Origin of the sequence: Fusibacter ferrireducens, assembly GCF_015352425.1 — a bacterium.
GTDB lineage: Bacteria > Bacillota > Clostridia > Peptostreptococcales > Acidaminobacteraceae > Fusibacter_A > Fusibacter_A ferrireducens.
Window position 1 is genome coordinate 108,394 of sequence record NZ_JADKNH010000014.1, and the last position, 21,219, is coordinate 129,612.

21 protein-coding genes are annotated in these 21,219 nt (G+C 37.2%); 20 read left to right on the forward strand and 1 reads right to left on the reverse strand.

The window, feature by feature from the left end:
- Positions 1 to 151 precede the first annotated feature (151 nt).
- The 18 genes from citC (at position 152) to ISU02_RS19640 (ending at position 17,258) form a co-directional block, all read left to right on the forward strand.
- Positions 152 to 1,192: a [citrate (pro-3S)-lyase] ligase gene (gene citC / locus ISU02_RS19555; protein WP_194703529.1), complete on the forward strand. Its 1,041-nt coding sequence runs from the start codon at positions 152 to 154 to the stop codon at positions 1,190 to 1,192.
- Between the two features lie 9 nt (positions 1,193 to 1,201).
- Positions 1,202 to 1,510: a citrate lyase acyl carrier protein gene (citD, locus tag ISU02_RS19560; protein ID WP_194703530.1), complete on the forward strand. Its 309-nt coding sequence runs from the start codon at positions 1,202 to 1,204 to the stop codon at positions 1,508 to 1,510.
- On the forward strand, positions 1,503 to 2,372 hold the full coding sequence (gene citE / locus ISU02_RS19565; protein ID WP_194703531.1) for a citrate (pro-3S)-lyase subunit beta: 870 nt from the start codon (positions 1,503 to 1,505) through the stop codon (positions 2,370 to 2,372). The genes citD and citE overlap by 8 nt, the downstream gene beginning before the upstream one ends.
- Before the next feature lie 19 nt (positions 2,373 to 2,391).
- Positions 2,392 to 3,834: a citrate lyase subunit alpha gene (citF, locus tag ISU02_RS19570; protein WP_194703558.1), complete on the forward strand. Its 1,443-nt coding sequence runs from the start codon at positions 2,392 to 2,394 to the stop codon at positions 3,832 to 3,834.
- Positions 3,835 to 3,839: 5 nt separating this feature from the next.
- The gene (gene citX / locus ISU02_RS19575; protein ID WP_194703532.1) at positions 3,840 to 4,349 is read left to right on the forward strand and encodes a citrate lyase holo-[acyl-carrier protein] synthase; all 510 of its coding nucleotides are present in this window, start codon (positions 3,840 to 3,842) and stop codon (positions 4,347 to 4,349) included.
- A 40-nt stretch (positions 4,350 to 4,389) separates the two neighbouring features.
- Positions 4,390 to 5,469 carry a tripartite tricarboxylate transporter substrate binding protein gene (locus ISU02_RS19580; protein WP_194703533.1) on the forward strand — a complete coding sequence of 360 codons (1,080 nt, stop codon included), beginning with the start codon at positions 4,390 to 4,392 and terminating at the stop codon, positions 5,467 to 5,469.
- Between the two features lie 57 nt (positions 5,470 to 5,526).
- Positions 5,527 to 6,024, forward strand: a complete 498-nt coding sequence (locus ISU02_RS19585) for a tripartite tricarboxylate transporter TctB family protein (protein WP_194703534.1) — start codon at positions 5,527 to 5,529, stop codon at positions 6,022 to 6,024.
- Positions 6,025 to 6,033: 9 nt separating this feature from the next.
- On the forward strand, positions 6,034 to 7,545 hold the full coding sequence (locus ISU02_RS19590; RefSeq protein WP_194703535.1) for a tripartite tricarboxylate transporter permease: 1,512 nt from the start codon (positions 6,034 to 6,036) through the stop codon (positions 7,543 to 7,545).
- 133 nt (positions 7,546 to 7,678) lie between these two features.
- Complete coding sequence (locus tag ISU02_RS19595) at positions 7,679 to 9,625, forward strand: methyl-accepting chemotaxis protein (protein ID WP_194703536.1); 1,947 nt, start codon at positions 7,679 to 7,681, stop codon at positions 9,623 to 9,625.
- An 80-nt stretch (positions 9,626 to 9,705) separates the two neighbouring features.
- Positions 9,706 to 11,901 carry an ATP-binding protein gene (locus ISU02_RS19600; RefSeq protein WP_194703537.1) on the forward strand — a complete coding sequence of 732 codons (2,196 nt, stop codon included), beginning with the start codon at positions 9,706 to 9,708 and terminating at the stop codon, positions 11,899 to 11,901.
- A 76-nt stretch (positions 11,902 to 11,977) separates the two neighbouring features.
- A complete protein-coding gene (locus tag ISU02_RS24040; protein ID WP_194703538.1) occupies positions 11,978 to 12,724 on the forward strand; it encodes a Na-translocating system protein MpsC family protein in 747 nt (248 codons plus the stop codon).
- Positions 12,725 to 12,841: 117 nt separating this feature from the next.
- Entirely contained in the window at positions 12,842 to 13,114 is a 273-nt protein-coding gene (locus ISU02_RS19610) for a SemiSWEET transporter (RefSeq protein WP_194703539.1), read from the forward strand.
- 93 nt (positions 13,115 to 13,207) lie between these two features.
- A complete protein-coding gene (locus ISU02_RS19615; RefSeq protein ID WP_194703540.1) occupies positions 13,208 to 13,606 on the forward strand; it encodes a hypothetical protein in 399 nt (132 codons plus the stop codon).
- Between the two features lie 191 nt (positions 13,607 to 13,797).
- Positions 13,798 to 14,778, forward strand: a complete 981-nt coding sequence (locus ISU02_RS19620) for a nucleoid-associated protein (protein WP_207736432.1) — start codon at positions 13,798 to 13,800, stop codon at positions 14,776 to 14,778.
- Positions 14,775 to 15,467 (forward strand): pseudouridine synthase, encoded by a 693-nt coding sequence (locus ISU02_RS19625; RefSeq protein ID WP_194703542.1) that lies wholly within the window; start codon positions 14,775 to 14,777, stop codon positions 15,465 to 15,467. Before ISU02_RS19620 ends, ISU02_RS19625 begins: the two co-directional genes overlap by 4 nt.
- A 105-nt stretch (positions 15,468 to 15,572) precedes the next feature.
- Complete coding sequence (locus ISU02_RS19630) at positions 15,573 to 15,941, forward strand: hypothetical protein (protein ID WP_194703543.1); 369 nt, start codon at positions 15,573 to 15,575, stop codon at positions 15,939 to 15,941.
- A gap of 41 nt (positions 15,942 to 15,982) precedes the next feature.
- Positions 15,983 to 16,735, forward strand: coding sequence for a hypothetical protein (locus tag ISU02_RS19635; RefSeq protein WP_194703544.1), 753 nt, complete (start codon positions 15,983 to 15,985; stop codon positions 16,733 to 16,735).
- A gap of 10 nt (positions 16,736 to 16,745) precedes the next feature.
- Complete coding sequence (locus ISU02_RS19640; protein ID WP_194703545.1) at positions 16,746 to 17,258, forward strand: regulatory protein RecX; 513 nt, start codon at positions 16,746 to 16,748, stop codon at positions 17,256 to 17,258.
- On the opposite strand, the gene ISU02_RS19645 is transcribed toward ISU02_RS19640, so the two are convergent.
- The gene (locus ISU02_RS19645) at positions 17,175 to 19,061 is read right to left on the reverse strand and encodes an ATP-dependent helicase (protein WP_194703546.1); all 1,887 of its coding nucleotides are present in this window, start codon (positions 19,059 to 19,061) and stop codon (positions 17,175 to 17,177) included. The two genes, ISU02_RS19640 and ISU02_RS19645, sit on opposite strands and share 84 nt — an antisense overlap.
- A gap of 253 nt (positions 19,062 to 19,314) precedes the next feature.
- On the opposite strand from ISU02_RS19645, the gene tig reads away from it, so the two are divergent.
- Both tig and clpP read left to right on the forward strand, forming a co-directional pair.
- The gene (gene tig, locus ISU02_RS19650; RefSeq protein ID WP_194703547.1) at positions 19,315 to 20,601 is read left to right on the forward strand and encodes a trigger factor; all 1,287 of its coding nucleotides are present in this window, start codon (positions 19,315 to 19,317) and stop codon (positions 20,599 to 20,601) included.
- A 26-nt stretch (positions 20,602 to 20,627) separates the two neighbouring features.
- On the forward strand, positions 20,628 to 21,212 hold the full coding sequence (gene clpP / locus ISU02_RS19655) for an ATP-dependent Clp endopeptidase proteolytic subunit ClpP (RefSeq protein ID WP_194703548.1): 585 nt from the start codon (positions 20,628 to 20,630) through the stop codon (positions 21,210 to 21,212).
- The last annotated feature ends 7 nt before the right edge of the window (positions 21,213 to 21,219 follow it).

The window sequence follows — 21,219 nt, forward strand, 5'->3', positions numbered from 1 at the left end:
AATTTGTGTGACAAGTGAATAATACGGACAATGATTAGTTTAAACTATGAAGGTCAGTATGTAAAATCAAAAGATTTTATATACTGACCTTTTTTTGTCTTCAAATTGTTTTGTTTTCAAAACGAAGCATTATCTTTAAAGAGAGGCCGTTATGATCGAAAAAACATTCACTAAAGAAATGGGTCCTGAGGATTTTCACTGGCAGGACATTTTAAATCTAATTGAAATGAATGATATTAAACTTGATCCCAATGTGGAACATACCTTTGGCATTTTCAAGGAGGATAAATTGCTTGGAACCGCTTCAACACTAAGCAATACGATTCGGAGCATTGCCATAAATTCACAGGAAAAGGGGAGTAATATCCTAGGGGAATTGATCCATGAGGTCATGCAATTTCTATATGATGAGGGTTACAGTAACATCTTTATCTATACGAAATGTGAAAGTGCAAAGTCATTTGAACATATAGGCTTTTACGAAATTGAAAGAGTCGAGTCCAAAGTCGTCTTATTGGAACGCAAACCACATGGCATCAAGAATTTTGCTTGCTATTTAAAGTCCTTTAAAACCACACATGATCATGTTGGCGCCATTGTGATGAATGGCAATCCATTTACATTGGGCCATCAGTATCTTGTTGAATACGCAGCTTCAAATTGTGATTTTTTATATATATTTGTTGTGGATTCCACGCATACATCGTTCCCAAGTGATGATCGTTATAAATTGATTTTGTCAGGCACATCACACCTTGACAACGTCTACGTGATTAAGGGCAGTGATTATATTATTTCAGATGCGACGTTCCCAACTTACTTTCTGAAAAGACCTGAGGAAGGCACTCAGATTCAAACGGAACTCGATTTAAAAATCTTTGGACACTATTTTGCAGAGTCACTAAATATAACGAAGCGTTTTGTGGGTACCGAGCCTTATTGTGGAACGACTTCACTTTATAACGAACAGATGAAGCGCATCTTGCCTCATTACGGCGTTGAAATCGTAGAAATTCCAAGAAAAGTATTTGGAACAGATGCCATCAGTGCTTCAAGAGTACGTGTGTTGCTGGCAAAGGGCAATATGAAAGACGTAAAAAAATTGGTGCCCGAGAGCACCTATCAATATTTTAAAACAGTACAAGGCAAGCAAGTCATTGAAAAATTAAAAGATTCAACATCAAGACACTAGGAGGTCAAAATGAAATTGAAAAAAGAAGCCTCTGCAGGTACGATGGATTCCTGCGACATCAACATTAGGCTTGAGAACAATCCACTGGGCACGACAAATGAGATACATTTAAAAAGTATTGTGGAAAAGCAATATGGCGATCACATTAGAAATTTAATTTCACAGGTGATTGACAAATACGGACTAGAAAGTGTTGTTGTCAATGCAGTTGACAGAGGCGCACTGGATTGCACAATAAAAGCACGTGTTGAAAGCGCAATTCAAAGAGGACTTGATCAGGCGCATACTTTAGAATGGAGTGTGGTGCATCATGAGTAGGCTGAGAAGGACAATGCTTTATGTACCAGGGAGTAATCCTGGAATGCTTGCAGATGCAGTTATATATGGTGCAGATTCTATTATGTTTGACTTAGAAGATGCCATTTCACTGAGAGAAAAAGACAGTGCAAGATTGCTTGTCTACAGAGCATTGCAAACGGTAGATTTTGGATCAACAGAGCTCGTCTGTCGAATTAATGGATTGGATACGCCATTCGGTGAAAAAGATATTGAAGCAGTTGTAGCAGGTGGTATACATGTGGTACGCTTACCCAAAACTGAAACTGCAGAGGATATTCAACAGGTGGAAGCGCTGATTGAAAAGGCAGAGGTTAAATACGGCAGAGAAGTTGGCAGTATCAAGATGATGGCTGCTATAGAGAGTGCACTAGGCATTATGAATGCCTATGAAATTGCACATGCTTCACAAAGACTCATCGGCATCGCACTTGGTGCTGAGGATTATGTAACCAATCTGAAGACGAAGAGATCTCCAGGTGGCATTGAGCTGTTATATGCGAGATCGCAACTCTTAAATGCGGCGAGGTCAGCAGGCATTGCAGCACTGGATACCGTATACTCTGATATTGACAATATGACAGGGTTTGCAGAGGAAGTGGAGCTCATTAAGCAGCTCGGTTTTGACGGAAAATCCGTCATCAATCCAAGACAGATTCCAGTAGTACATCAACTGTTTAAACCTACAGATAAAGAAATCGCACATGCAAAAGATGTGGTTAAAGCAATAGAAGAGGCAGAAGCTAAAGGTCTAGGTGTTATTTCACTTAGAGGCAAGATGATTGATAAACCAATTGTTGAAAGAGCTTTGAGAATTTTAGATCTTTCAGAAGCAAGCGAGTAGGAGACAGTAGGTGAATGAAATGAGAAAACACGGCAAACAAATTAAAATTTATGACAATAAATCCAAAATGGTACCTTCACTTGAAGAAGCCATCCGAAAATCAGGTTTAAAAAGTGGCATGACCATCTCTTTTCACCATCACTTTAGAGAAGGTGATTATACAACCAATTTGGTGCTTAAACACATTGCGGCACTGGGGATTAGAGATTTAACCATTATTCCAAGTTCATTGAGTAAAGTTCATGAACCCCTGATTGAGCTCATAAAAGCAGGCGTTATTAAAGAAATTCATACCAGTGGCATGCGCGGTAAACTTGCAGAATTTATATCTGAAGGCCATATGGAAAAACCGATTATCATCAGAAGTCATGGTGGAAGAGCACGTGCTATTGAAGCTGGAGAAGTCAAAATAGATGTGGCATTTCTAGCAGTGCCTCGATGCGATGAAATGGGTAATGCCAGTGGCAATGGGGAGCACACCACTTGTGGTTCTCTTGGATATGCCATGGTGGATGCTGAGTACGCGGATACAGTAATTCTCGTGACAGACGATCTTTGTGAATACCCAAATATGCCTGCAAGCATCAAACAGCAGCAAGTAGACTACATCGTAAAAATAGATGAGATCGGTGATCCTGAGGGCATTGCCTCAGGCGCAACACGGTACACTAAAAATCCTAAAGAACTTAAGATTGCAGAATACGCCTCTAGAGTGATTACGGCGTTGCCAGAATATAAAGAAGGGTTTTCATTCCAAACAGGCTCTGGCGGAGCGTCACTTGCTGTAACGCGTTACCTGAGAGAAGCCATGATCAAAGATGGCATAAAAGCTGGCTTTGCACTTGGGGGGATTACTCAACCGATGGTTGATCTTTTAGAAGAGGGTTATGTTAAGCATTTGTTTGATGTGCAGAGTTTTGATCTAGTTGCAGCAGCTTCTATTGCAAAAAATGCGAATCATCATGAGATCAGTGCCTCAGAATACGCAAATCCATCGAATTTAGGATGCGTGGCATCGAAATTGGATTTCGTCATATTGAGTGCACTGGAAGTTGACAAGGCGTTTAACGTCAACGTTATGACGGGTTCAGATGGCGTCATTATGGGTGCTTCCGGGGGACATTGTGATACAGCTCAATCTGCTAAAAATACAATTATTGTGGCACCGCTTTACAGAGGACGACTTGCAACCGTAATAGAAAAAGTGACAACCATCATCACACCGGGTAACACGGTAGATGTGCTTGTAACTGAAAGAGGGATTGCCATCAATCCTCAAAGAACAGATCTCATTGAGCTCTTATCTAAAACAAATTTACCAATTGTTTCTATAGAGGCATTGGTTAAACAAGCAGAGCAGATCGTGGGCAAAGCGGCACCTATTTCCTTTGAGGAACAAGTTGTTGCTATTATTGAATACAGAGACGGCTCAGTATTGGATCGCATTTACAAAAGAGGATAATGGTTATGAGACTTGAAACGCTCCTTGAATATAGAGAAATTAAGGCAGATTTTATACAAATGCTCGTGGCGCGTGATGAAAGAACCGTTTTAGTCATCAGAGCAAATATTCCAGGTCCTAATAAAAAGTCAGATTGGGCATTAAAGTTGCATGATGAAGCCGTCCGATGTGTAAAAACATCGTTGGAGAGTGAGGATATAAGTTATGAAGAAGTGACTTCTGACCTGAAAAAACGCGTTGATCCAGCAGAATATGTTGACATATTTTATGTAGCCTTAGAGGCTAAAGCAGTGAAAGCACTGTGTATTCAAATTGAGGAGCAACATTCAATTGGCAGAATCTTTGATTTAGACGTCTATAATGAGAAAGGACAGTCACTTACACGAGCACAGATGAATAAAGGTGTTCGCAAATGTTATCTCTGTGACCAGCCTGCGTATGAATGTGGTCGGGGCAGAGTACACACCTTATCCGAACTCGAATTATTTTTGATCTCAAAAGCCAATGCGCTTTAAGATATGATGTAATGAAATGAATTTACAGGAGGAGTTAAGAATGGGTTTAAGAAGAAAAATATGGTCATCAGTAATGGCACTTTCGCTTGTTGGGGCAATGACTTTAACAGGATGTGCACCAAAAGCAGCAGAAACTAAAGCAGAAACCGCACCTGCAGCAAGTGGTACAGAAACACAAGCTGCAGCACCAGCAGAAGAAAAAGTGGACTATCCTAAAAGTGCACTTGAATTTATCGCACCAGGTGGCGCAGGCGGTGGCTGGGATTTAACGATCAGAACCGTTGCTAAGGTTTTACAAGATACAAAATTAGTAGACAAACCAATGCCAATTACAAATAATTCAGGTGGCGGCGGTGGTGTTAACCTCGCTTACATGCAAACTCAAGAAGGTTCAGAGAAGTTGATATCTGTTTACTCGCCACCAATTCTTTTAATCAACTTAAACGGATCAAGCGAATACAGCTATGAAAATACAACACCACTTGCTAGACTGATTACAGATTACGGCGCTTTTGTGGTACCTAAAGATTCAAAATATAAATCTATAAAAGACGTCATGGATGCACTTAAAGCAGATCCAAAAAGCGTAAAAATTGGTGGGAACTCATCAGCAGGTTCTATGGATCATATTCAATTTTTAATCATTGCAAAAGCAGCAGGTGTTACAAATCTTAAAGAGATCGATTACATCAGCTTCCAAGATGGTACTGCAACTGCTCAAATCTTAGGAGGTCACGTGGATTTGTTGACAACGGGTCTTGGAGATGTTCAATCTTTAATTGAAAGTGGCGACTTAATTGCACTTGCACACACTGGTGCTGAAAGAGTTGGCGAAGGCATGTTAGCTGAAATTCCAACTTGTAAAGAACAAGGCATTGACGCAACTTTTGAAAACTGGAGAGGATTGTTTGGTGCGCCTAATATGCCTCAATATGCAGTGGATTTCTGGCAAGAAACATTAGCTAAAATGGTTGAAACAGAAGAGTGGAAAGCAGAACGTGCTAAACATGGTTGGGCAGATGCTTACATGAATCAAGCTGATTTTACGAACTTCTTAAAAGAAACAAACGAAAACTACAAAGAGATTCTATCAGAAATAGGTTTATTAGCTGTTCAATAGAAATAATTGTATTCAGAGGGGCCCTCTTAGAGGGCTCCCCTTACAAATGGAGGCATTATGGAAAACAATAAAAAGACTACTAATTATGATTTTCTGACGGGGATCATCTCTGTGGTGGTCGGTATCATATATGGTGTTTTGTCTTATAACATTAAAAGAAGTCCAATGGGAAATCCATTAGCACCATCTATGTTCCCTTTGATTTTAGCAGCTTGTATGATTATATTTGGCGTGATCTTGATTTTAAAAAGTGATTTAGAATCCACAAAAAGAGCTTTTCAAAAATCAAAAGAAATGGCTACAGAGAACGATAGACATAGTCAAAGAATGATTGCGGCAACAGTTGTGGCATCGCTTGTTTACGCACTTATCCTAGAACGTTTCGGTTATGTGATTTCGACAGTTATATTCATGATGGCGATGTTGACTATTACAAATGGTCAAAAATGGGTTAAAAATAGTATCGTGGCGTTGCTTTTCAGCGGTATCGTATATTATATCTTCTTCTATCTCTTAGGCATCAGTTTACCAATGACGCCTTTTATAAATCTCTAGGAGGATCAAATGGAAGTATTAAATCACTTGTTTGCTGGGTTAGCAATTGCTGTTCAGCCATATCATTTACTTTTAATAACCTTCGGAGGCGTTTTGGGGACAATTGTTGGCATGTTGCCAGGATTGGGTCCTGCCACTGGAGTTGCAGTACTTCTGCCAATTACATTTTCCATGAGTCCAACTGCGGCATTAATAACAATGGCAGGGGTTTACTATGGTGCGATGTTTGGCGGATCGAGAAGTTCGATCTTAATCAATACGCCTGGTGATGGGGCGGCACTTGCGGCAACGTTTGATGGTTATCCAATGGCTATGAACGGAAAAGCAGAATCTGCACTTGCAATCAGTGCAATAGCTTCATTTATTGGCGGTCTTATTTCAGTTGTATTTTTAATTATGCTGGCGACACCGGTGGCAAAATTTGCCCTTAAATTTGGGCCAGCAGAATATTTCTTATTAATGGTAACAGCACTTTCTATGACAGCATCGATGTCAAAAGGCAATATGGTTAAAGGCTTTATTTCAACAATATTTGGGTTGATGATTGCAACTGTTGGAATCGACGCACAATCTGGTATTTCTAGATTTACATTTGGCGTATTGGAGTTACAAACGGGTATTGACTTCCTCGTGGTTATTATTGGACTCTACGCACTTGGAGAAGTTTTTAAAGCATTTAAAGCAATCAAAGAAGGTAAAAAAGTACCTCAAACCAAATTCGGAAAAATATGGATTACAAAAGAAGAGTGGAAAAAAACATGGTTGCCAATTCTCAGAAGTACACCGCTTGGTTTTATAGTGGGCGCATTGCCAGGGGCAGGTGGTACGATGGCATCTTTGATGGCATATAACAATGAAAAACAATTATCTAAAGATTCTGATGCTTTTGGAAAAGGCGAGATCGTAGGTCTTGCAGCACCAGAAGCGGCGAACAATGCAGCTTCTGTAGGCGCGTTTATCCCAATGCTCACATTGGGAATTCCAGGGTCAGGCACCACGGCGATCATGATGGGTGCGCTTCTGATGCTTGGCATTCAGCCGGGACCATTGCTTTTTACTCAACATCCAGATGTGGCTTGGGGATTAATTGCAAGTATGATTATTGGTAACTTTATATTGGCAATTGTGAATATTCCAATGGCAGGCCTCCTTGTGAGAGTTTTAGCAGTGCCTCCTAAAATACTGTATCCACTGGTATTGGGATTGGCATTTGTAGGGACTTATGCCATTTCAAATTCTATCGTTGACTTCTATATCTTAATTATTTTTGGTATACTCGGTTACTTTATGGAAAAAATCAAAATACCAACAGCACCGATGATCTTGGCTGTTATTGTGGGTGGCACAATGGAGCAATCCTTTAGACAGGCCACAAGAATTGCGGATGGCAGTTTGGGTATTTTCGTGGAGTCACCTCTGGCAAAAGCTTTAATCTTAATTACGATCATTTCAGTAGCATATCCAGCTATTAAAAAAATTGTTTCAAAATTGTTTAAAAAAACAGGTAGTGCTCAGGCATAGTCGTATTGCCCGCACTTTGCAAAAGCCACCTTTAGGTGGCTTTTGTTGCATTTAAGTAGGCATGTAAAGCCGTTTTTACGCGGTAAGATGAGAGCGGCTAAACCAACAAACCATGTTTTATTTGGGGGGAATAATGAAGAAATATCGATTAAGGTCTATTTTGATTTTAAGTTATGTGATTCTTATGTTCATCATTATGGGGGCATCACTTTATACTGTAAATCAAATTTCAGATCAAGGTAAGGCTCAAGCTTTTTTGAATAGCATGAACAAAATTCTATCGAATATAGACAATATCCTACTCAATCAAGAAAAATATAGAAACAGCGGTGATGAAGCGCTCTATGATGAGATCAAACTTAGACTTGAAGAAACCGAAATGTTAACAGCTGCGGGATTAGAACAGTCGGAACAAAAAAGTTTTAGTGAGAGTCTTCTAGTCATACAGGATGCCATATCAAAATACAAAAGTGCTGTTGATTCTTTTGCAACGGATAAGAGAGAGCGAGATCAGAATGTAACTTATTTGAACGATCAAACGGGCCGTATTGAATCCGACTTTGTATCGATTGAAAATCGGTATAGCTCCGATGTATTGACCGCATTAAAAGTAAAAATAACTCAAATATTCTATTTCAAGCAAACTTATCTGAGCGAAGGTAAAAAAGATGCATTGTCACTGGCACAAATGAGCATAAATGATATAGAATCTCTTTTAAAGAAAGCACCTATAGACTTGCAAGAACAAGATAAGATCAAGACTTCATTTTTAAACTTTAATCAAACTATAAAAAACATAGAAGCACTTGATGATCAAATGAAGATTCAATCCTTGGTATTAATATCTGAAACACAAAAGATTAGTGATTCAGCAATGAGTATAAAGGAGGCTCTATCACTGAGTCAATCTCAAATACAAGAGGGGACTGTCAAAGGCGCTAAAAAAGCGTCAATGTTGTCAACTTTAATCGTACTTGTTTTTTCAATTTGGATTTTTAGCATGATTTCAAAACCGCTTAAAGTTTTGACGAGAGATTTAGAAATTCTAGAAAGTGAAATGAATCTCGGAAGGGAACTAAAATCGCCAAGTGATGATGAATTCAGGTGGCTAGCCAAGGGTTTCAATAAAATGATATATAAATTTAAACGCTTGATTATTGTTTTACATGAGAATATAAGAACACTAGAAATCATTTCAAACGCATTACATGTCAACATGGATGATGTGATCTTGAAGGCGAGTAATATCAATGAGAGAGTAGAGAGTCTCTCTGCAAATATGGAAGAGGTAACAGCTTCAACCGTTTCTATAGAAGAAGTAACTGAAAAGATGTTTATAGCGATACAAGGCATTGCAAAGGAAACCATGGAAAATATGGCTTTGACAAATGCGCTTCAAATAAAATCCGAAGAGATACAAACCGAAAGTTTAACTGCGAAAAACAAGACGGTTTTACTCTACAACAAGACAAAAGAGGCCCTCGTTACGGCACTTGATGATGCGCATGAAACTGCGGCAATTCAAACGCTAACAAAGACTATTTTAGATATTTCGGATCAAACTAACCTCTTAGCGCTTAATGCAGCTATAGAAGCAGCAAGAGCTGGAGAAGCGGGTAGGGGGTTTAGCGTAGTTGCAGATGAGATTAGAAAACTTGCAATTATCAGTCAAGAAGCAGCCAATGAGATTAATAAAGTATCCTCTCTTGTTATTCGTTCGGTAAGTGCTATAGAAATGGAAATTCAAAATGTTTTAGATTTTATGGATCATACTATTTTATCAGACTATGATAAGATGGTTGAATCGGGAGAGGTGTATCTAAGCCGTGCATCAGAACTTATGAAATCTTTTAACTTGCTCACTCTGGAAATGAATGGCATAGAAGATAGTGCACAAACCGTAAGGGATATGATGTCGCAGATCTCAAATGCCATAGAGAGCAGTTCTGGCGAAATCATACAAACTGCTGATCAGACAGGGCAGCTTAAATTGTCGATGGATGCAATTGAAACACAGGCAATGAAGCTTAAAAATTGCAGTGATCAAATGACAGAACAAGCCTTCAAATTCATTGTTTAAAGACAAGTATATGTTTAATAATACTTGTGAATTCTTCATTTGTCACATATAATAGTGAAAAAAACAAAGGAAATGATGACATGAAAAAAATAAAGCGACAATTGAAGAGTGTTTTCATTCTTTTAATAGCAATAGCGGTGATGGTGGTTATTGTTCTGGCCTCTTATTTTAACTATAGGGCAGTTCAAGATAATGTCATCGAAATAGAACAATCTCAACTGCTTTCATTATCGGATACTGTGGCGGACAGTTTAGAGCGTTTTTTTGTTAATCAGACGCATAACCTTGAGATACTAGCGAAAAACAGATATTTTTTGAGTAATTATATTGCGCATCAACAGGGGATCGTCACTGAAGCTGCTTTTCAGAATATTGAAGATTACTATAGTATACAAAGTGATAATATAGAATTGATACGCTTCTTGGACAATGCCAGTGAGGAAATTTATACGTACCCAATTACGGATTACGGGCACGGTATTGAATCTGATCTTCAAAAAGTATACAAACTTAAAAAAGCCATCGTAGGCGATATTTATAAAGAACAAGAAAAATTGTATATTAATATTTTGCAACCCGTTATAACAAATGGTGAAATCAGTGGTGTTCTCTATGTGAAGATTAAACTTGAAACCATCTATTATGCTTTTATTGTGCCTGTTAAGGCTGGTGAAAAGGGTTATTCTTCTGTAAAGGATTCAAATGGTATTTTGATTATGCATCCTAATACCAAAGATATTGGTGTAGATGTTATGGAAGCAAGAACGCAAGCCTATCCAAATTTTGATTGGTCCGAACTTCAAGCGCTTGTTGAAAAGCAAAAACGAGGCGAATCAGGGGTAGGTGTTTATCATTCGCTTTGGTTTAATGATAATCTGGAAAAGCGCGTCAAGAAATTCAGCGCCTATTCGCCAGCTCATATAGGAGATGATTTTTGGATTGTCAATGTATCAAAAGATTATTTAGAAGTAGTCTCCTTTTTAAAAGAGAGAACTTTCAACATCATCATTATCAATTTTTTCATTATTTTGATTTTTGTTACCACATTGCTGTACCTGTATAGAATTAAAAAAGATCAAGCACTTATTGCTAAAGAACATGCGCTTCTTGTAAAGGTAAAAGAGCTCAACGAGGAACTTGAAGCAGATATTGATCAGCGTATTGTGCTGGAAAAAAAACTTATCCAAAGCAAGAATAAGTTTGAAAATATATTTGAAGCGGGTTCAGATTGTATCTTTGTGATAGATGTTGGCGAAAATGCTCAGATCAAAGAAGTGAATCTAAAAGTAACTCAGTCTTTGGATTATTCAAAAGAGCAACTCCTTCAAATGCACTATCAAGATATTAGTACCTATATAACCCCTGAAAAGCTCAATGAAATTAAAGCTGATCTGTTGCTAAATCAAAGTTATATGTTTGAAGATGTTTTAAAAGGTAGTCTTGGCAAGAAAATCCCAGTGGAGATTAATATTAAACCAATGGCATCTGAAAATGCAAATCAGATGGTTATGATTTCAAGAGATATTACGATGAAAAAACGATTTGAAGCAGAAATGATGGAAAACAAACGTAAAGAGGCATTGATGATCTATCAGTCTAGGCTTGCAGCTATGGGCGAAATGATTGGAAGCATCGCACATCAATGGCGTCAACCCCTTAGTGGCATATCGATGATCTTTAATAACATAGAAGATGCATATGCTTTTGATGAACTGGATGCTACTTTTTTAAAGAATCAAGGACAGCGATTGCAGGAACTTATCAAATATATGTCACAGACCATAGACGATTTTAGATTTTTCTTTAATCCTAAAAATGATAAAGAAAATTTTTTGATGTCCAAAATTTTAGATCAAACTTTAGATTTTTTAAGAGAGAGTATCCGTCTCAACAATATTGAGGTTTCAATGGACCTAGAAAAGGATATTCTAATGTTAGGAAGGCCGAATCAACTTTCACAGGTTCTATTTGGCATTTTGAAAAATGCTATTGATGCCATTGTACTCAACAATTCAGAGCGTCGAAAAATCAATGTAAGTTGTCGAGAAACTGATGATCATATGCATCTTGAAATTGAAGATACGGGTGGCGGGATACCGGAAGAAAAACTGGATCAGATATTTGAAATGTACTACACGACAAAAGAAGAACACAACGGAACAGGCCTTGGACTTTATATTGCCAAAGTAATTGTTGAAAAGAATTTTGATGGTGAAATTATGGCCCAAAATACGCCAGACGGTCTTAGTGTTGTCATAAAGGTTCCTATTATATAGTTTGATATATAATTTAATATATGATTTGCTTTTTGATTGTGATGTTAAACCTTGAAAACGATGGAGGGAATTAGAAGTGAAAGAACTAACATGCCTATACGTTGAAGATGAACCGTTTTTAAGAGAAGAGATTGCACGTTTTTTAAAAAGGCGTGTGGGCCATCTAATTGTTGCTGAAAATGGATTAGAGGGTTTTGAAAAGTATGAACAATTTCCTGTGGACCTAATTATTACAGATTTAAAAATGCCTGTTATGGATGGCCTCGATATGACACGGAAAATTAGAGAAACAAATGATCAAATTCCAGTGATTATAACAACGGCTTTAAGCGATGTAGAACTGATGCAATCCTCTATTGAAATAGGCATTGAGAGGTACTTGTTAAAGCCTTTAGATGTTATCGCATTAACTCAAGCACTCGAAAGTGTAAAAAAGAAAATTGACAAGCAAAATTTCGAAAAATCGCTTAATGTGCTTTCTGTGGAAGAGAGCAAATCACTTGAAAGAAAAATTGAGAGTGATGTGGCAAAGATTGTTAAACTGACTTCTGGAAAAGGGCCACAAAAAGTTACTGCTTTTCTCAGGGCTAATTTGATTGAAATTGTGATTACAGGTTCTAGAACACCTCTTGAGCAAACCATCTTGTCATCAGATGCAAATAAGCGTATTGCAGACTATATTAGAGAGACTTATTATCAGCAAATTCAATCTGAAATCGAAAGTGCAATTCATGAAATAACGGGGTTTAAGGCAATTTGGATGAATCTGAGTTGTAACAGCCAAAGAGATGTTGATATGATTAAGTTGATTTTAGAGGTCTAAAAGGGCGTATCATTTTTATAAAATCCAATTTAGCCCTATTGTAAACTGGTAAAAAAGGCATTATAATGTAATCGTGTTGACAATTATACTTTTAATCATTGAAAGGAATACAGTTATATGACTACAGTTATAGGTCTTGTTGCAGCTTTTTTGAGTACAATTTCATTTTTACCTCAAGCTATTAAGGTTGTTACAACTAAGAAAACAGACGGCATTTCGCTTGTAATGTATGCTATTTTTACTATGGGCGTTCTTCTTTGGGCATTGTATGGGTTTATGACAATGCAGCTTCCCGTCATTATTGCGAATGTCATTACGCTTGTCTTTGCCGTGATCATTCTCTTTTACACATGGCAAAATGTTATGAAAGAGAAGAGAAGGACGAAATAAAATTGTAAAGGTGCGTTAAAATAAGTATAGGTGTCTCTAATAATGGGTATGAAGATTTAAAGGTCATACAAGATTTCAAATTAGGAGGCATCAATGAGAGAACTAGGTGAGTTTTTAGGTACGATGATCATCATATCCTACGGATTGGCACTTTTAAGTTTTTTACTGAAGTGGTTAAACAAAAATTTTAGTAAGCAGATTAATCAAATGGAGTGGCTTAAAAATAGATTTCCTAAGGTTATGAAATTTTTTGTGAAAAATCATCGCTTTTTTGGATTCGCAGCGGTATTGTTCATACTTTTGCATTTTGGGATTCAATTTTCACTCTATGGGGTCAGCCCCACAGGTGCACTTGCAGCAGGCTTAATGATTTTACAAGTGGTCGTGGGACTATATGGTCATAAAAGAGCAAGGCGGTCTAAACTGTGGCTATGGATGCATCGAATGATTGCTGTAGTCATTGGTATAGCAATATTAATTCATATCAATTAAGAGTTTATCCATAATTCACAATGATGGCACATGCTGTGATCAAGGGGATTATGGATAGACTCTTTTTAATTGGGTGGCAGGATATTGCAGTTGTTTTAAGGCTTAAAGTAAGCTATGATAATAAAGTGAAATTGTGATTTTAAAAGGTGAGAACACGGTTGTGTTGTTTTAATATGGAGAGGATGACTAAAGTGATACAAGTAAAAGAAATATATTTGCACATACTGGATGGTATTAATGAAACGAAGATTCTTTCAGAAAATGAAATGGGAATAGAAGGCGATATTCAAGATTATATTGAGAAACATGTGACCGTTTTTTTTGAACAACTTGATATTTTCAGAGGCAAAGTGGATGAAGCGTCCCTTGTAAAAAAAATGCTTGAAAGTTCAGGAGACTTTAAAAGTTTTTCTCTGGAGATTGCAGATTTATTCTTTGAAGTGATGAAGCGCTCTGAAGAGATCAAACCTTGTGATTTGATGTGCCTTTACTTTGATTATGAAGGTGAAGAATACGTAGGGATTCTCAAATTGAATTTGAGAACTTCTTATATTCATTTCGTGGAAACTCAGGATCAAAAAATAACCAATAAGATCGTAAGACAACAAGCGACCTTACCCTATAAAAGTCAGAAAGTTGAAGAGGGTTTTCTCATTGCGCTTGAAAGAGATGAAGTTTATATAAAGGACAAACAAGTTCTGCTCGACGGCAACAAGGCGCGTTATATTCAAGAAGATATTTTAAAGCTTTCAATGAGTGCAACTGCTAAGAAGACCATTGATGCTGTCACAAAAGCAGCTGAAAAAGTCGTTCAGAAATATCATGATCAGGATTATGTCAAAACGGCTAAGATCAAAGAGTTTATCAATGGTCAATTGGATGAAAAAAATGGCATAGATTTGGAATCCATCGTCTATCAGTGCTTTGAAACTCAGCCTGAGCGCGAGGCGTATAGGCAGGAATTGGATTCAAAGGGCATTGATCCGTCGCATGTTGAAATCAACGACTCTCAAAAGAAAAAGATAAAGAGGACTCAAAAGATTAAAACGGCAAGTGGTGTAGAAATAACGTTACCTTATGAGTATGTGGCGAGATCGGAAAATATGCAAATTGAAAATAACCCAGACGGGTCCATTTCGATCAAACTCAATAATTTAGGAGAACTTTTATGAGAATTAATAAATACCTTAGCGCATCAGGTGTTTGTTCGAGACGCAAGGCAGATGAAATTATAGATCAAGGTGCTGTGACCATAAATGGCGAACTTGCAACTAAGGGTTCGCAAGTGACACCAGAGGACGATGTCTGTGTGAACGGCAAGACGATAACAGGTAAAGAAAAGAATATTTACATTGCCTTCAATAAGCCAATTGGCATAGAATGCACTACCAATTTAGCCGTAAAAGACAATATCATCAGCTATATTAATTATCCTGAGCGGATTTTCCCAGTGGGCAGACTTGATAAAAACTCAGAAGGCTTGATCTTATTGACAAATGATGGGGAATTGTCCAATGAGATTTTAAAGGCTAGGCACTATCACGAAAAGGAATATATCGTCACAGTGGATCATCGAATTTCAGAGGCATTTTTGGAAAAGATGAGAAATGGTGTTGAAATTTTAGATACAACGACACGACCTTGTGAGGTAGAACTTTTACGCAGCAATATGTTTAAGATCATATTGACTCAAGGATTGAACAGGCAAATTAGACGGATGTGTGAAGCCCTTGAATATAAAGTCGTAAAGTTGAGGCGTGTGAGAATTATCAACATAGAGATTGGAGATCTTGAAAAAGGGAAATGGCGATATTTATCAGCGGATGAATTGAAACGGTTGAAGATGATGGTTAAAAAATGATACAATGGACTTAACGATACAGAAAAAAAGGACGATAAATAATATAAGCGGCATAAAATAATGACGTTTATGTGCAATCAACGGTAATAAAATGAAGGAGATTTTATGTTATTAGACATTTTATTTGCAGGTGCAGTGACATTTTCTATATTTTTAATGGTCGAATTCTTCAAGAGCATACAGCAATTTTTGATCTTTAAAAAAGTGAGAGAAACCATTTTACTCTCTTCTTTTAGTTATCTAAAACAAACACCTTATTCGATCGTAGATCTTAACAAAATGAGGGAGATGCTTTTGAGAAAACTTTCGGAGATCAAGCTTTCAAAATGGGTTAATGATCTTAAAATCACATGGCAATCCAGCGATGCCATTCAGTTTGTCTTTGAACTTAAATTCAATGAAATTAAACCTAAGTATAAGTTTGTAATTGGCCTAAAGGATATTGAAGAAATCGTCAATAAAGCGAATGGGTAGAGGTCGATTTGAGTCATCAATTAATTTGTATGAGGTGAAATATGAAAAAGGTCGTTGTCATCGTTTCATTTGCAGTTATCAGTTTTTTCATCTATAGCATTGTATTTCAAACAAGAGAACAACCGCCTGTTATTGCCTACACCTTTGATTTTGAGGAGATGGATAAAGAGTTTTGGCTCGTTGGGCAATGGGAAAACTATAATCGTTCTTATGATTTGGTATCCCTTAAAGACGGCATACTGAAGATGACTTCGGATGTGCCAGAAGCGCGCCCTTATATCTTGTCACGTCCAATTGAAATTAGAAATGGCGATGTGATCACATTGAAACGCAAAGTTAAGATTACTCATGGAGATGGTGTCTTCGCAGGTGGCCTTGCGATGTATCAGACCAATTCAAGTGAACTCATTCCAGAAAGGGCAGATGGCTCTTGGTTTACATCTATGGGAGATGGGATTGCATTGGTTGAATATTCTTATGATCTGTCGCCGCGTCAGAAAAGACCTGGGAAAGATGTGGTCAGATTTTTAGCGGCAGACTGGGATTATAATGATAACTTCAAATTAATTCCGCCTTTCTATGATGAATGGGTAGAGGAAAGTCTCAGTTATGACACGCGTTCCAATCAAATTACGTATAAAAACAACAGTACAGAATATAGATTAAACAGTTACCCAATTGATCAAAATAATATTCGTTTTTTGATGCATGCTTATGGTGAAGGTGCAGGCAATAGCGTCGAAGTGGATTGGGTAGAGATTACAGTGGTTAATAAAAAGAGTAGAATGCAATAAATGAGGTTTTATGAATATGAATAAAGAAGAAGAGAAATGGTTAAATTATGCATTCTATTTGCTTTCTTTTAAAATGCGTACAGAACACGAACTCATTGAAAAATTTAATTCAAGGCAAGTTGATGAAGACATTCAACAACTTGTTTTATCTTTTTTAAAGTCCCAAAAGTATATAGATGATCAGTTCTATGCAGAGAGCTATATCGAAAGTCATGCCAGCAAATATGGTCCATATCGCATGAAAAGAACACTTAAGGAAAAGGGCATTTCCAAGGTACATATTGAAAAGGCCTTTGAAGCTTTGGCATCATCTATAGATCCTTATAAGGACGCACGCAACATTCTTCAAAAAAAAATGGACGGTATGTCCATTGATTTTGAAAAGTTAAAGGATGATTATGTCTATAAACGCAAAATTCAACAAAAGTTGTCACAGTTTTTAGCCTATAGAGGTTTTTCTCTCGATGTGATCAAGTGCGTCCTCAGTGAACTCTTGGCTCAAGAATTCTTCGATGAAGAGTGAGTTTTTATTGAAGTCACCATTCATAAAGCGTGTATGGAGCAATTCGAAACGCCTTTTGGCACGGGTTAATCCCACATAAAATAACCGGCGTTCTTCTTCAAGAGCGTCTTTTTTCTGACTGTTAAATCCGGGAAATATTTGATCGTTGACATCGATCATGAAAACGTTATGAAATTCCAGCCCCTTGGAGCCGTGAATTGTAGACAGCGTCACTTTGGCTTGATGCGCAGGTGTTGAATCCATGTGTAGATGCTCTCTTAAGTGTTCAATTCTCGTAATGAAGTCAAAACCTGATTTTAATGATTTGCCGATGGCTTTATAGGCATCCAAGCGTGTGCGTGCGAAATTCATGGATACGCCAAGTCTTGTGGTATTCTTTTTTAAATAATCCAAATAGCCAAGTTCCGTTTCGATAAAAGCGATGGCATCATAGGGTCTTAAGGACTTGAGGTCTTCAAATTGTTCCATAAGACGTTCTTGTGTTCTTGATTGATAGGACTCTAAAAAGGGTATATCTACAAGAGTTCTAAAGACAGTTTTGCCACGAATGTGTTCGTTCACATATTGAAGCATCTCCCTTGAAATATAGCCGTTCATTTTAAATGCAATGCGATTGAAGCTCTCTAAATCTTGTGGAATTAGGGCAAGGTTCATAAAGGCCAGTATGTCCTGCAAAAGCCAATGATCAAGTTCTGCCAGAGGGGGCTCTTTGATGTAGTATTCCACTTGATTTTGATCCAAGAGGTTCACAAGACTGAGTGCAGAAATGCGGTTTCGGTACAGAATTGCGACAGAATCCTGCGCCATTTGAATCTGATCCAGTAGGTACTGGTTGCGATCGATGAGATCGTCAAAATTCTTAAAAAGGGGCGGCATCTCATGTTTGTGAATTGGAGACATGGGTTTGTCAAAACGGTGTTCATTCTTTTGAATAATAGATTGAGCTGTAAAAACGATGGCTGCATCCGATCTAAAATTATCTTTAAGATAATAGATGGAAGCTTCTTTAAAACGTTCTTTAAAGGAGAGCAAGTAATCAGGGAAGGCGCCTCTAAAACCATAGATGGATTGATCGTCATCTGCAACAATAAAGAGATTTTTTTCTGGCCCCAAAAGCAGTTCGATCAATTCAAATTGAAGTTTTGAAGTATCCTGTGCTTCATCAACTTGGATGAAAGGATATCTATTTTGATAAAAAGCCAGCGCATTTGGATTGGCCTTTAGTATTTTAATAGCATAAAATATCATATCGTCAAAGTCGAATAGTTTATGTTTCTTCTTATATATATGATAATCAGAAACCATATCGAAGATGCGATCAAATTGAAAGTCATAAGCAGATTGATCGGTTCTTTTAAGTTTCAAATTATAGATGAGACCAATGTGATTGGTAAAAGCTTCATATTCATCTTCGGTAAGTGATGTTGTATAGTACTTTTTATAGATTTCATTGAGGATATGAAAACGGCGACCAGAATCATCTAACAATTGCATTTGTTGCCCTGTCTGTAAATTGTATTGCTTAAAAATACCGTAAGCAAATTTATGGATGGTCATAAATTGAAATTTGTAAGGCGCATTTAAAGCCGCATATCGATTGGCCATATCATCAGCAGATGCCTTTGAAAAAGTTAAAGTCAATATGTGAGTGGGTTCTACTTGCATATTTTCAACGAGGTGAATCAGTCTTGAAATCAAAAGCGTCGTTTTACCACTTCCGGGAATTGCAAGCGTAAGTGATGGTCCTTTAAAATGGTTAGAGGCTTTTGCTTGGTTAGGGGTTAATTTGAGTTTATAGGTCATAGGTTGTAGATTCTCCTAAAGATGTGATCTCACGGTTTCTTTATGAATAAGTTATTAATATATTATAACATAAGGGTAAAATTTGCAATAAAGGCTTGTTTGCCCCTACTTTTGATGTATAATAAGAGTGATTTTGGCTATTAATCTTTACTTTTTACACTAAATACGGTACTATTAATAAGTTAAAGCACTAAAAATGACTGGGAAAGTCCAGTTTTGATAAATATGAGTAAATTTATTGGGAGGAATTCATATGAGTTATGAAATCGTAAAAAAAGAGAACAGTGAAATTACCATTCAGGCCACTGTTGGAAAAGATGAATTTGAAAAAGCAGTTAAATCAGCTTATAACAAAAACAAAGGCAAGTTTACTGTCCCTGGTTTTAGAAAGGGTAAAGTACCACAATCTATTATTGAAAAGCAATATGGTGAGGGTGTGTTCTTCGAAGATGCTGTAAATGACTTACTGCAAGTTCACTATGAAAAAGCGCTTGATGCACTTGAAATTACGCCAGTTGCAAGACCTGACATAGATGTAACTGAGATTGGCAAAGGTCAAGATCTTGTTTTTACAGCACTTGTTACAGTGGCTCCAGAATTCACACTTGAAAACTACAAAGGTATTGAAGTTGAAAAAATCAATGTTGATGTCACTGACGAAATGTTGGATACTGAACTTGAAAAAACAAGAGAAATGAATGCTAGATTGATCAGTGTGACGGACAGAGCGGTTCAAGATGGCGATACAGTTATCATGGATTACAGCGGCTTCCTTGGTGAAGAACAATTTGAAGGTGGTACAGCTGAAAATCAAGAATTGGTGATTGGATCTGGTCGCTTTATTCCAGGGTTTGAAGAGCAGTTGATCGGTAAAGCATTAGGGAGTGAATCAGAAATCAATGTGACTTTCCCAGAAGATTATCAAGCAGAGAACCTTAAAGGCCAATCTGTAGTTTTCAAAGTGAAGATCAATGAAATTAAATTTAAAGAATTGCCAGAATTAGATGATGAATTCGCCAAAGATGTATCTGAATTTGATACACTTGCTGAATATAGAGAAAGTATCAAAAAGGAATTAGAAGAGAGTTCAAAAGAAAGTGCTGTTGCTGCACAAAGAGATAAGGTGCTTGAAGCAGTAGCTGGCTTATTGACTGTTGAAATTCCTGAAAAAATGGTAGACGCTGAAGTAGATGGCATGCTTCGTGAATTTGATCAACAATTGAGACAACAAGGATTGAGCCTTGAACAATACGTTCAATTTACAGGTGGCAATCTTGATGAACTCAAATCAAATATGAGAGAAGATGCACTTGCAAGAGTAAAAACTGGTCTTGTTATTGAAAAAGTTATGGAACAAGAAGCAATCGAAGCAACAGATGAAGATGTTGAAGCGGAACTTGATAAAATAGCAGAATTACAAAAGAGAGATAAAGAAGAAATTCGCAAGTTATTTGCACAAGATAACTTTGAATATTTAAAATCTAATCTTAAATCAAGAAAAACAGTTGATTTCTTAGTGGATCAAGCAAAACTTGTCTAATCAGTAGAACCATCGGAGGTGTGAAAATGGCTAATTATGTACCTTATGTAATTGAACAAACAAGTAAAGGTGAGCGCTCGTATGATATTTACTCTAGACTTTTAAAAGATCGTATTATCTTTTTGAGTGGAGAGATTGATGATTATACAGCAAATGTAGTGGTTGCTCAGTTGCTATTCTTAGAAGCGGAAGACCCTGACAAAGATATCAATATTTATATTAATAGTCCAGGGGGTTCAGTTACCGCAGGTATGGCGATTTTTGACACCATGGAATATATAAAACCGGATGTTTCGACTATTTGTGTTGGTCTGGCAGCAAGCATGGGTGCATTCTTGCTTGCAGCGGGCACTAAGGGCAAACGATATGCACTTTCAAATGCAGAAGTGATGATTCACCAACCCCTTGGCGGCGCTAAAGGTCAAGCATCTGATATTAAAATTCATGCAGAGTGGATTTTGAAAATGAGAAAAAAATTGAACACGATTTTAAGTGAGAAAACAGACAAGCCATACAAGCAAATAGAAAAAGACACTGATCGAGATAATTTCATGAGTGCAGAGGAAGCAGTTGAATATGGTCTTATTGATAAGGTTTTCAAACAGAGATGATAAGAGC